Annotated in this window: 11 protein-coding genes; 5 read left to right on the top strand and 6 right to left on the bottom strand. The window is 40.0% G+C overall.

Translation table 11 applies throughout. The features are described from left to right. Nucleotides 1-81: 81 nt before the first annotated feature. The 3 genes from bsdcttw_RS06790 to bsdcttw_RS06800 all read right to left on the bottom strand — a co-directional run bounded on the left by bsdcttw_RS06790 (nt 82) and on the right by bsdcttw_RS06800 (nt 2,507). Nucleotides 82-336, bottom strand: a complete 255-nt coding sequence (locus bsdcttw_RS06790; protein WP_185258627.1) for a hypothetical protein — start codon at nt 334-336, stop codon at nt 82-84. After that, on the bottom strand, nt 333-1,598 hold the full coding sequence (locus bsdcttw_RS06795; RefSeq protein ID WP_185258628.1) for a Y-family DNA polymerase: 1,266 nt from the start codon (nt 1,596-1,598) through the stop codon (nt 333-335). Before bsdcttw_RS06795 ends, bsdcttw_RS06790 begins: the two co-directional genes overlap by 4 nt. A gap of 132 nt (nt 1,599-1,730) precedes the next feature. Further along, the gene (locus bsdcttw_RS06800) at nt 1,731-2,507 is read right to left on the bottom strand and encodes a class I SAM-dependent methyltransferase (protein ID WP_185258629.1); all 777 of its coding nucleotides are present in this window, start codon (nt 2,505-2,507) and stop codon (nt 1,731-1,733) included. A 510-nt stretch (nt 2,508-3,017) separates the two neighbouring features. On the opposite strand from bsdcttw_RS06800, the gene bsdcttw_RS06805 reads away from it, so the two are divergent. Together bsdcttw_RS06805 and bsdcttw_RS06810 are read left to right on the top strand one after the other, a co-directional pair. Next, nucleotides 3,018-3,200, top strand: a complete 183-nt coding sequence (locus tag bsdcttw_RS06805) for a hypothetical protein (RefSeq protein WP_185258630.1) — start codon at nt 3,018-3,020, stop codon at nt 3,198-3,200. Nucleotides 3,201-3,272: 72 nt separating this feature from the next. Continuing rightward, nucleotides 3,273-4,298, top strand: coding sequence for an aminoglycoside phosphotransferase family protein (locus bsdcttw_RS06810; protein WP_185258631.1), 1,026 nt, complete (start codon nt 3,273-3,275; stop codon nt 4,296-4,298). A gap of 139 nt (nt 4,299-4,437) precedes the next feature. Here the strand turns inward: bsdcttw_RS06810 and bsdcttw_RS06815 are convergent, their stop codons facing one another. Beyond that, nucleotides 4,438-5,337: an RraA family protein gene (locus tag bsdcttw_RS06815; protein ID WP_185258632.1), complete on the bottom strand. Its 900-nt coding sequence runs from the start codon at nt 5,335-5,337 to the stop codon at nt 4,438-4,440. 359 nt (nt 5,338-5,696) lie between these two features. Between bsdcttw_RS06815 and bsdcttw_RS06820 the strand changes: the two genes are divergently transcribed. Beyond that, nucleotides 5,697-7,061, top strand: coding sequence for a mandelate racemase/muconate lactonizing enzyme family protein (locus tag bsdcttw_RS06820; protein ID WP_185258633.1), 1,365 nt, complete (start codon nt 5,697-5,699; stop codon nt 7,059-7,061). A gap of 92 nt (nt 7,062-7,153) precedes the next feature. On the opposite strand, the gene bsdcttw_RS06825 is transcribed toward bsdcttw_RS06820, so the two are convergent. Beyond that, nucleotides 7,154-8,176, bottom strand: a complete 1,023-nt coding sequence (locus bsdcttw_RS06825) for a LacI family DNA-binding transcriptional regulator (protein ID WP_185258634.1) — start codon at nt 8,174-8,176, stop codon at nt 7,154-7,156. Nucleotides 8,177-8,296: 120 nt separating this feature from the next. Beyond that, nucleotides 8,297-9,751: an FAD-binding oxidoreductase gene (locus bsdcttw_RS06830; protein WP_185258635.1), complete on the bottom strand. Its 1,455-nt coding sequence runs from the start codon at nt 9,749-9,751 to the stop codon at nt 8,297-8,299. Between the two features lie 419 nt (nt 9,752-10,170). On the opposite strand from bsdcttw_RS06830, the gene bsdcttw_RS06835 reads away from it, so the two are divergent. Beyond that, nucleotides 10,171-11,961: a sensor histidine kinase gene (locus bsdcttw_RS06835; protein WP_207726502.1), complete on the top strand. Its 1,791-nt coding sequence runs from the start codon at nt 10,171-10,173 to the stop codon at nt 11,959-11,961. After that, the gene (locus bsdcttw_RS06840) at nt 11,933-13,033 is read left to right on the top strand and encodes a response regulator transcription factor (protein ID WP_185258637.1); all 1,101 of its coding nucleotides are present in this window, start codon (nt 11,933-11,935) and stop codon (nt 13,031-13,033) included. Before bsdcttw_RS06835 ends, bsdcttw_RS06840 begins: the two co-directional genes overlap by 29 nt. The last annotated feature ends 44 nt before the right edge of the window (nt 13,034-13,077 follow it).

Here is a 13,077-nt window from a genome sequence, read left to right on the forward strand (position 1 = left end):
CCGGACAGGGAGTATAATAATACACCCTGTCCTTTCAAAAGAGTAAATTAGCTATTTTGCAACAGCCCATTATTTCTTATCCTAATGGTTATAAAGGAACCATTTGTGGTGCTGCAGATTGTAGGCGATTTTAATCTGCTTTAATTTTTCCTCTACCTGAACATCGCAGATATACACAATATTATAGATGCCGGCATACTTTTCTTCTTTTGAAAACAGAACATTTGCTATCTTGTAAGTACCCAAAGTATGGTCTTCATTTTCCAGACGAATAAAAGTAGGCTTAATCTCTCCTACAGTATTAAAGATGGCAACTACATCCACAGGTATGTTCATTCTATTGTCACTCCTTCATAATTTGCAAATCTCTTTTCTTTACTGATTCCACCTGCCATATGGTATAGAGAGCTGTTTAAGAAGGAAGCTCTGAATATGGCATCATCGCCATAAGAATCTCTGATGGAATCAATGGCAACATCTAATTTATGCATTCTTTCATAGTTCATATTGAGATCAAAAAGATTCATTTGCCGTAATCCCATAGACTCCGTTACTTTACTGGTGTGTATCCCTAAATTTCGTAATGGGACTCCTGACCATAACTGATTAAAAAGTTTACACGCAGCTCTCCATATTTCTTCCGTTATATTCGTAGTGCTGTTCAGATTACATTGGTGGGAGTAACGGTTGAAATCACAATCCACCAAGCTGATTGCCACAACGGAGATTTCTAACTTGTCAGCCCGAAGGCGTGCGGCAACCGTTTCTGAAAGTGAGAGAAATACCTGATAAGCTACCTCCTTGTCAGTAATATCAAACGCTATGGTTATACTATTTCCATAACCCTTTTGTCGTGGTGCCTCGGATACGACCGAAGAAAAATCATAGCCATTTGCAAATGCCCATATAATCTCTCCCTGGGTTTTTAGATGTGACCTTAAGATAGCCGGGTCTGTAGCTGCCAGTTCGCCGATTGTATGGATGCCAAGAGAGAAGAGCTTCTTGGTAGTTGCTCTGCCTACAAAGAATAATTCACTGACAGGCAAGTGCCACATCTTAGCTTTCAACTCATTCGGAAATAAGGAATGAGCAAGATTAGGTTTTTTAAAATCACCTGCCATTTTGGCCAGCATTTTATTGCTGGAAACCCCAACATTGACAGTGAACCCAAGGTTTTTATAAATTGTATCCTTAATCAGATTAGCGGTTACCATCGGAGGGCCGTAAAGTTCTACCGTGCCGGTCATATCACAAAAGGCTTCGTCTACAGAATATTGCTCGACGCAGGGAGAAAAATCCTGTAACACTTCGATAAATGCACGGGAAGCATGTTCATATAAATCATAATGAGGTGGAATAAGGAGTAAGTCAGGACATTTCTTTAATGCTGTTCCTACCATTTCACCGGTTTGAATATGAAATTTTTTTGCGGGTAAAGATTTGGCTAAAATAATACCGTGACGTACCTGTTTATCTCCTGCAATAGCAGAAGGTACCTCACGCAAATCTTTTGAACCGCCCAGAGTCTTTAAGCGATAGACCGCTTCCCAACTCAAGAAAGCAGAATTTACATCAATATGAAATATCACCTTTTCCATCTCATTACCTCACATAATTAAATAGAACATGTGTTTGCTAAAAATAAGTATAGCAAACACATGTTCTATTGTAAAGAGGTAATTTATTACAAATAAAAAAATTTAGTGCTTGGTTGCACCATTGATAATTGGTTACATCTTTTCTGCCAAGTAAAGAACACACAAATAAGGACGCTCAATGTATCCATTATGTTTATCAGCCAATTTAATCAGTTCATGATAAGCCATTTGCTTTTCTTTCTCTGATTTTTGAAGAAATCGATTGCCTGTTAGAGCAAATCCATAATACTCGTCTGCTGTATACTTTTGTTTCCAGCGTGAGCGTATGACTTTTGGCTTTAAGAACAATCCACTCCCCTCAATTTCTGCAGTAACGGAAGCAATTCGTTTTTCACAAGCTTCCTCGGAAAGAAAATCGGCAAAACCTCCATAGGTATCAGATATGGCTAACAGTTCGTTATCCAAATCATTGTCATAAGTAATGTACATATTCCAGAACAATGCTAAGTATCCTCTGTCTTTCAGGGCAAGAGCACACTTTTGATAACCGATAGGCTGAGGAATCCAGTGAAATGCCTGAGCAGAGAAAATAGCATCATAAGAATTTGGTACGGTATTGAATTCCTCAAAACGAGCTGTCTCAAACTTAAAATTCTCGTTTTTAAATCTTGAATTGCCGATATGTACTAAATCAGCTCCGGGATCAATACAAAGAATTTCAAAGCCTTTATTGGTAAATAACTCTGTTGCTTTTCCGCTGCCGGCGCCTACTTCAAGTAGCCTTGCTCCCCTGGTTAATTTAGCCTGATCAATAAACGATTGGATAATATCTTTGGGATAAGTTGGTCTGAATTTGTCATAATAATCAGCGGCTTGATTAAATACTTCACTCTCTTTTTTCCAATCCATAACAGTAATCTCCTTCTATCGAATGAGGTTCTGATTGTTCCTTTATTATACAATATGTTCCATCTGGATGACAACTAAGAACAGCGGATTTTTATTGCAATAATGACTATGATAAGATTGACAAAGACGATAATTTCCTTTATACTAAACCTAATCCAATAGGATAAATTTTACTCTCGAAAGGGGTTGACTAAAAATGGCAGTATGTAAGGTGATTGATTTATAAACTGAATATGGGCATATCGATATAGGATACACTTGTCTTAGTTCTTTATGCTGCCTAAAAGTAACCTTTCGTGAATACTATAAATTCTGTAGCACACCTTAGGTGTGTTATTTTTATGTGATTTTATATCACTCAAAACCGCAGATTTGTAGCTTTTTAAGGCTGCCTGTCTGCGGTTTTTTGCGCCTTTTGGGATGTATCCATATTCAGAAGAATTTTACACTTGGTTTTTATGAATGAAGCAGTCTTTATAGGAAATGAGGAAAAACAAAAAGGAGATAGGAATGATTAATTTACAAGATTATGGATATAAGGAAAGAATTGAAGCAGATAAGATGGGGTTGATTCCGGCAAGAGTTATGGAGGTTCACCGAAATCTGTATAAGGTTATTTGCCAATTCGGGGAAGGGGCAGCAACCTTAAAAGGGTCATTGCTTAATGCACGGAGGAGAAAGCTTCCTCTCTAAAATCGAAACGCGTATTGCAGAAATCTATAGCCGAGCATAACCGGCATTTTAAGAAAAAAGGAGATTATAAGAATGAATAGATATAACGAAAGACAGTTAAAGAAAGAAACACTGACCCAGGTCTTAAGTAAAATGTCAGGTAAGAATATAATAGATGCCAGCTACCAAACCAAACAATTGCAAGGTGGAACCTTGGGAGAGGTTTGGCTTGTTACTGGCATAGCTGAAGCGGCTGATGGCTTAAAGCAGCCGTATAAGGTAGTTCTAAAAATTCAGAAGAAATGGGAACGTTACGGAGATCCGGATTCATGGCGCCGGGAATATGACCTCTATAGGTCAGAGCTCGGTAAGGTTTTTACCGATTCCTTTCGATGGCCGGAATGTTATTTTCTAGAAATCAAGGATGAGGAAATACAGATCTGGATGGAGTATATCGATGGAATATCCGGTCTTGACCTAACCGGTGAAATGTATGAGCGGGCGGCGGAGGAATTAGGGCGATTTCAAGGCAGGTTGTATGCCGAGCAGCCAACTTTTTTCCGGAACTTGAATAACCTCAGCTCTGTTGATTATGCGAAAAATTATTATCTGCATTATAGGTCATGGGAAGTGGTTTACAATTACATACGTTCCGATGACTGTGATATTCCGAGGCACTTATGCAAAATGCTTATTGACCTTGATGAGAATGCAGATGAAATCTTCAGCCGCATTGAAAAGCTGCCTAAAGTACTTTGCCACAGAGATTTTTGGGTGGCGAATATATTTTATTCAGATGATAAAATTCGTATTATAGATTGGGATACCGCCGGCTGGGGCTATCTGGGCGAGGATCTGGCTAGCCTGATTGCAGACGAAGCCGATGTTGAACATATGGTGGACTACTACCATAGATGTATTCCGGCTTATTATAAAGGTTTTTCGGAATATGCAGACCTTTCTCATATTACGGATCCTTGTATCCGCGAAATAATTCTTATAATGTTCGGGTATAGATTAATTGAATGGTATATGTTCGCAGAATCCTCGGATACGAAAACACAGCATCTGAAGACTCTTCAAAAAATATATGAATTCGAGGGAATACAGATGAATTAAGTTCAAGCGCCAGTTGGTTTGGTGTGCTACCTGACAAAATAGGACAATGAAAAACAATATATTTTCTTCCGTCAGTCAATTAATTGGCTGACGGAATTTTTATGCTGTCCGCTATATATTATGAAATTTCGCTGAAAACTTAGCTGTTTGCATTGCTGCTTTCGTATTTTTCACGGGATTTACTATATTCATTGGACCAGTCTAAATCACGATAGTGTTCTGCACGAGAATCAGTACGTATAAAATCCATTAATTCATCCAGCATGTGAATTGGCCATATTGGTTGGTCGATATCCGCTGTTGTATACTTTTTCTTTTCTAACATATCAAAGCCAAAAATGTCTTTTACATGGGGCTTTTTTGCTTCGCCAATAATATAGGCAACTAAATGTGCGGGTACGAACATAATACCGCCCTTATAACCATATACAATATCTCCGGGAAGGCAGACTGCCGCACCGATTTTTACAGGTGTATTATATCCTGTTATGACAAAATCCTTAATGGGAGTGGGGTCATTGCCACGATAGTAAATCTGAAGGTTGTCAATTTTCTGAATCTGCTCAATATCCCGGATACCTCCCCAGATAACAGCGCCGCCGGTTTTCGTGTTATTCGCAACTGCTGTTGAAAGATTACCTCCCATAAAGGTTCCTTCATATATTTTGTCATACATATCAATGACAGCGACATCTCCCTCTACCAGTTTATCCACTACCCATAGGTTATGGGTGCCCCGTCTTCCTTCGGAATGTCCGATTTCTTCCGCTAATTCAAATAAATCAGGTCTAGCCGGCATATAAGCTGCTGTTACTGCCCGTCCTATCAATTTACGGTTGTCATTATGTATCTGATATAGATGGGATTCAAACTGGTTTTTGTAACCCAATTCCCAAAGCGGTTCCCAAATCTGTTCCTGTGTTAACTTCTTGAGTTCTTCGATCATCTCATCCGAAACTCTTGGGCGTCCATCCGAAAAGCGTTCGCCTTTCCATAGAGAGGTCAATTGAATGATATCTTCTTTGTTATTAAAATGCATAGCTACCTCCAAGTAATTTATATTAAAATATAAAGTAATAATAATGCATATGCATTATTAAATCAATATAAAATACAATTAATAATGTAAAAAAGTTATTATTGTCAATAAATGCACTACATTAATATCAAAAATCACAAAGAAAAATAAAATAATGAATCGGTTAATTGACATAAACGTGTAAACGGAGTATAATACATTTATATTGCAAAATACATAAAAATAGAATAATGCACTATAAAGTGCATGCTATTGTGCGGACATCGGAAAATTATTATTAATGGGAGGCGGATAGATTGAAACAGGATCTTTCGTTGAAATGGTTTCCGATAATTTAACAATAAACAGAGGTGACAAATATGAATGATGAAAGAGAAATATTGAATAATGTGCGTACCGCATCCTCCCCTTCTGATTTAAAAATTACAGACATACGTTTTGCGGATATATGGGGCGCACCAATGCAGTGTATACTGGTAAAGGTATATACCAATCAGGGATTGGTTGGCTATGGAGAAGTTAGGGACTTTGCGGATAAAAGATATGCCGCATTATTAAAGAGCCGACTGATCGGTGAAAATCCCTGCAATGTTGACAGAATCTTTCGTAAAATCAAGCAGTTTGGCGGGCAATCCAGACAAGGCGGCGGTGTATCCGGTATAGAGGTTGCTTTATGGGATCTTGCAGGTAAAGCATATGGTGTTCCTGTCTACCAATTGTTAGGAGGTAAATTCAGGGATAAGGTTCGCCTTTACTGTGATACGGATGTTTCTGGCAAGCCGGATGGGAAAAAGATGGGTGAGGCACTTAAGGCCCGCAGGGATAAAGGTTTTACTATTTTAAAGATGGATCTCGGAATAGATTTGCTTTATGATATTCCCGGCACGCTAAACGGCCCCCTTGGTTTTCTTGAGGAGCTTGTCGCAGCAGGAGAAAAGCATGAGCATATGGCAGGTGATATGGATACCAGATTAAAAGCACATGCTGCGAAAGAGGTTACCTGTGTGGAACACTGTAGAACTGGAATACAGATAACCCAAAAAGGGATGGAATGGCTGGAAAATTATGTGAGTGAGGCAAGAAGTGTGGTAGGCTACGATATTCCTCTTGCGGTAGACCATATCGGGCATGTGGGACTTACAGAGTGTATTAAGCTTGGAAGAATGCTTGAAAAATATAATATCGCATGGATGGAGGATGCCCTTCCCTGGCATTACACAGATCAATATGCTATCTTAAGAAGAGCTGTAAATGTTCCTATTGCTACCGGTGAGGATATTTATCTGAAAGAAAACTTTAAGCCCCTTTTGGAGGCCGGAGGTGTTTCCCTTATTCATCCGGATGTGCTTACCTCAGGCGGTATCTTAGAGAATAAGAAGATTGGGGATTTGGCACAGGAATATGGAGTGGGGATGGTAGTACACATGGCGGAAACACCCGTTGCGTGCATGGCAGCTGTACACAGCGTGGCGGCAACTGAAAATGTGCTTGCGCTAGAATTCCATTCCAATGATATTCCATGGTGGGAAGATCTGGTAAAATGCCCTTTTAAACCAATTGTGGATAATGGTTTTATTAAGGTTCCCGATTATCCGGGACTGGGAATTGAAGAGCTTGATGACGACGTTATCAAGGAACATATTGACAATGATAAAATTCCCGGCATATGGGAATCAACAAAGGAATGGGATACCACTTTTGCCCATGACCGTTTATGGAGCTAACCCCTTCTCTTGATTCGCTATTCTTTGCAGGCATATAGGTATAAAAAATCCTCTTCTTAAACAGTAAATAAAAACTGCTTAAGAAGAGGATTTTATTTTACGTATTTTTGTGACGATCTGCGGTAAATAGGTGTACTGGAAACGGTGATGGTTTCAGGAGGAGAGTCAGGATGGCTCATCCGCCAGATTAATTGCTGTACCATACGCTTGCCTAAATGATAGGCATTACAATCCACCGTTGTAAAAAACGGAGTAAAGGCATCGTATTCATCGTTGTCGTATCCGGTTATTGCTACATCCTCAGGAATCCGAACACCTCTCTGCATTAAAATAGTAGCAAATTTTGATGCTGATTCATCATTTGCACATACAATTGCTTCCGGTAAATCCGGTAATTGATCTAATGCCGCACGAAAGGATATGCTCTTATCCTGATAGGGAGAGGAGGTTACCACATACTCAGGTAGAATAGGAAGTCCGGCAGCGTTCATAGCAGCACAATAGCCCTCGTATCGCTCATTAAAAGTCTCTGAATTAATATAATAGGGACAAAGATAAGCGATTTTTTTCATGCCCTGTTTAATCAGAGACTGGGTCAATTGCATAACGCTGCGCCTGCCCTCACTTTTTACAACGTCACCAAGAACAGGTTCCAGATAGGTATAATACTTGCTGTCCAGAAAGATTCCGATTTTATTATTGCCAAGGATTTTACGGGAATAGGCATCTCCGAATTTATGAAGGAACAGGCAAGCATCAATATCCTCTGAATAACCAATGGGCAATTGCATTGCATCAATATTTTCCTGTGTGACAACAGATATATTAATAATGCATTTGTATTTGGCGGATTCTTCCGAAACACCATTAATGACGCGGTCCCAATAAGCAGTCTGATCGACTCTTCGGATGACCAGAATACGAATATGATTGCTTTCATTTATCGGAATGTCTGTTTCGGGGGACAGCTTCATATACCCCAGGGAGGAAGCATGCTCAATGATTTTTTGGCGTGTCTCAGGAGATACTTTCGGATCACCCTTAAAGGCCAGGGATATGGTATTTCTGGATAGACCAAGGTCTTGTGCTATGCTTTTAATTGTTACTCTTGCCATATGATTATCACCTGTTCATAATATGTTATATGCATGAATGTTTCATTCGTTTTGCACTATTATTTTACCATATGAACAAAATCTTGACAACTGATTTCAAAAGCTAAAAAAGGGGTTCTATTAATTATTCACATAACGGAAGTTTCTATGATTACCCGTGGCGGTAGAATAAGCATCGTCTGAGTATTCAACAGCAGGATGAGGTGACGGCCCGAAACCGGAATTACTCTGCTGTAATCCCTGAGGGAAAGTAAAAATATTATATGGATCGTATTCCCTTTTGACAGCCTCAAGTCGTTCAGCATTGTCACCATAGTACTCTCTTAGATATTGAGGAAGGCCACAGTAAGGGAAATTAACATAAGAACCTGTCGTCAGGGAGGCGAATACAGGAAAGCGGCAGGCAATCCAATCCATATTCGGACAAGCATACCTGTCTTCTTCCCATACTGTTTCAAGCCATAAGATATATCTGGCATTTCGGTAAAAAAAGGCGGTATCCTGGCTTTCGGTTTCAGATACTTTGCCACCCAGTGCATACAGGGATAAACCGGTAAATACAGAACCTTCAGCTGGAGTTCTGATTAGGCTGGCCAGATAAGCTATTTCGGAGGAAGAATATTTTCTTAGGGCAAATCGGCTGACCGCATCAAACTTTTCAAAGGGCGGGTAAGAACTGCCAAGGATTGTTACTGCTTCCAAAAAGGTAACGTATTCGAGATTGACAGCGGCCTGGGGCAATATAAGAAATGGAGCTAAAATTGTCCTTGCTTCTTCCGGTTCTCCATAAAAGATTCCCCTTATCAGCATAGCAAAGCCATCTTCCTCAGATTGATATATCCGACTTATGAGTGTTATCCTGTTGTCAGCTGTTTCAAGCCAGTTCTGCCAGACTGAAAGAAATTCTTCCTGCTCTTGCGGCCTTACATGCAGATAATCGATTTCTATTAACGTTACATTATTTACAGGCGCAGGAAGTTTAAAGGTCATTGCGGTTATGATCCCGAAATTACCGCCCCCTGCCCCCTGACAAGCCCAGAAGAGGTCTGTGTTACAAACAGGATTGGCGTATAGCAGCTCTCCCTTGTAATTTACTAGCTCTATCTCAAGCAGGCTGTCACATCCAAGTCCGAAATTACGGCAAGAGAGTCCCCAGCCACCGCCTGAGGCATAACCGCTCAAGCCCACCGTTGGACAGGTACCGCCGGGAAAGGGATAACCATAAGGGGAAATATAGTTGTAGAGCTGCCCGTTGGTTACACCGCTTTGAACCCGGACAGTATTACTCTCTTCTTCCAGGGTGATACTCTTCATCTCGCTTACATCAATTACCAGAACACAGTTCCCATTGGAATATCCCTCATAATTATGACCGCCGCTTCGAATACGAAGAGGTATCTGTCGGGCAGTGGACCAGCGGACTGCATTTACGACGTCTTGAACAGAAGAACAGTAATTAATAATAAGAGGAAAATTCTGAACTCCATGATTATAGCCCTGTCTGTCTAGGTTGTAGGCTGGACTGAAGGTAGTAACGATGCGCCCGGTAAGCCCTTGCAGAAATTCTTCATCCATTTTAAATCCTCCTTTCCGGAAAAAGACAAATTAATCTATTTAACTACATCATATGCGGTATTTCAGAAAAAGTACGGAGCAAAAGAAGAGAAAAGCAGAGAACGCAAAGAAAGCAGAGAACGCAAAGAAAGCAGACAAAGCAGAGAAAGCAGACAAAAGCACATAAAAGCACATAAAAGCAGCAGAGAAACAGCACTAACGAAAAGCGAATCATAAATAGTTAGAACAGACGGCAGGAGATGCAAAAACCAATAACCTTAAAAAAGTACAATAAATAAAACTAAATATATTCAAATTGCAAAATATAAAATAGCTGTAATTCATGTTATAATTTATATAATATGACAGGTATGAAAAGTCAGGCAGTACCTGCCGAGGGGTACTGCTTAAATGTAAACGGAGTAATAAGGGGGCTTAAGATGAAGGGAAGGTATCGTAATTTATCTATCCGTAAAAAGATTTTATTGGCAATTCTGGCCTTTTCGCTGCTTTTAGTAGGTTCAACCACAGCAATCACAGTGCAGATTTCCAGAAATACGTTAAAAAACCAGTTGATTTATAACAGAAAGATGAGTACCGGCTGGCTCCAGGACCGTTTAGGTCTTGAGACAAAGGACTATGTGAATCAATTTTATAGCTTTGAAGTCAATAAGGAAACCAAAAGCATTATTATGGATTGGTGCAAGACCGGAAAAAATCTGGATTATACTTCAAAACTGCAGCTGATTTCAGCCATGAATACCGTGATAAGTATGGACAGCAACATCAATTCTATTGAGTTGTATAATCTAAAGACAAAACAAGTATTGGTGGCGAAACGTTCCAAAGCGGATATGGAAGAAGCGGAAGAGAAACTGAAATTCTGGGAAGAAAGGGACAAATCCCTGCAAACGAACATCGTGTTTAAACGGGATGGAAAAGAAATTGTGATTGCCCATCAGGTTTACGACTTTTATGAAAACGTACCGGTGGCGCTCATAACCATGAAGATAAGACCCTATGAGATTCAGGACATTCTGGAGAACATCAAAACAACAGAAGATGAATCGGTTATGCTTTTTAACGATGAAGGAGAATTGATAGAAGCTGATTACAGCAAGAGCGATTCTAAGATAAAAACCTTCGATTTTGCAGATATTATGAAAAGATTTCGGGCGGGTAAAGAACAGGAATTCTATTATAAAGATAATTTCTGGTTCTATCGAAGCGTTAACAGGGGTAAGCTGGTAATTCTATTTGCGGTACCGGGTTTTGTTATCACAAATGCCATGAGGCAAATGCTGATGGCAGGACTCATTATTGCCGGCATTGCGGTTATTATCTCCATAGCCGGGTCCGTATTATATTCAGGCATTTTCAGTAAGCCCATTATTGCTCTTGCAGAGAAGATGCAGACGGCAATGATTAACAGCTATTCGGAAGAGATGCCAGCTGATAGAAAGGATGAAATCGGCGTGCTTCAAAATAGCTTTAATCTGATGATGGAACGTAATCAAAGGCTGATTAAGCAGGAGTATCAGAGTAAGATAGAAAAAAGAGAGGCACAGGTAAGGGCACTGCAGGCACAGATTAATCCGCATTTCATGCATAATACCCTGCAAACTATCGGAGGAATTGCACTGGAAAAGAATGTGACAAAAATCTATGATATGACCACTTCCTTAAGTGATATTATGCGTTATTCCCTGAACTTTACGAGAGAGATGGTGTGTCTTAGGGAAGAAATCCGCTACTTACAGGAGTATTTGAATATTCAGAATGAAAGATTTGATAACCGGATTGAATTTGAAGTACAGGTGAAAAAGGAACTTCTGGAATATGTAGTTCCAAAGCTTATTCTACAGCCGATCTTGGAGAACAGCCTGGAACATGGGCTTATCAATAAAGCAGGGGCTTGGAGGATTCAGTTAAAGGCCACGTTGACAAAAGAGAATGATTTGCTGCTCCAAATCAGTGATAACGGCATAGGGCTATCAAAAGAGCGGTTGGGACAAATTAAAGATATATTGGGAAAAGACGCAGGTAATGCACTTAAAACAAGCTCTCATATTGGACTTGGAAATGTTCATTCACGGATAAGGTTAAGATATGCAGAAGCTAAATACGGAGTAACCATTGAAAGCCGGCCGGGAGAAGGAACATCAGTCTGTGTACTGACGAAGGCAATAAAGGAGAATAAGAATGACATTGGCGAAAGCAGTGATTATTGATGATGAGACCTGGACCAGAAAGGTTATCAGGCAGCTGGGATACTGGGAGGAATTCGGTATACGAATTGTAGGAGAAGCCTCCGACGGGGAATATGGTCTGGAGCTGATACATCATATGAAGCCGGAGATTATCCTGGTGGATGTAAATATGCCGCTTTTAAACGGGCTGGATTTGATTGCTGCGTTACGAAAAGAAGGCAATGAAGCCTGTGTTATCTTTGTCAGCGGCTATGACAATTATGAATTTGTCCGCACTGCCTTAAAGCTTGGTGCCCTGGATTATCTTCTAAAACCCATAAAGCAGGAGGAATTAAACCAGCTGCTAAGGAAATGTGTACATACTCTGCGGGAGAAAAAGGATATAAGAGAAGAGAATCTGGTGGGAAGTTTTTTGGACACTGCCTGGGCCGGCAGTTATTATAAATTAAGGGATTGTCTCGCAGATGCCATGCTCACCAATGATATGCAGGTTATGAGGAATTTGTTGAATGACATCTATGAACTAATTGTAAAGAACGAAGCCGGAACAGTTCCGAAAGGAACCATGATATGTGTTTATTATTCCATGCTTGGCACCCTGCAGCAGTTTATTATGGAAAGACAGTATGATGCAGCGGAAATATTCGAAGGGAAAAGTACGGTCTTTGTGTTTAGTAAAGAATGTTCCTTTGATGAGATGTATGGCTTTTTATCAGACTTATATTACACCGCCTATACCAGAATTCAAGAGTTAATACATGCGAGAAACCGTATTGACATTAAGCAAATCACAGAGTATGTCAAGGAACATTATACAGAAGGCATTACCCTGGAACAGGCGGCGGCAACCTTTTTCATCAGCAAGGAGTACTTAAGCAAGGTGTTTAAGACCGCTGTGGGAAAGGGATTTTCAGAGTATGTTACGGCGCTTCGGATGGAGCGGGCCAAAGAACTTTTAGTTACCTATAAGATTCCCATAAAAGAGATTGGAGAAAGGCTTGGGTATGTGGACCAGGCACATTTTTATAAGACTTTTAAGAAATTCTATGGCAAAACTCCCAAAGAAATAAAGGAAGATAATAATATACAATAAACTTAAACGGAAATGTAAAATGCTATTTATTGCCCGTTACCCTA

It is taken from the genome of Anaerocolumna chitinilytica (assembly GCF_014218355.1).
GTDB lineage: Bacteria > Bacillota > Clostridia > Lachnospirales > Lachnospiraceae > Anaerocolumna > Anaerocolumna chitinilytica.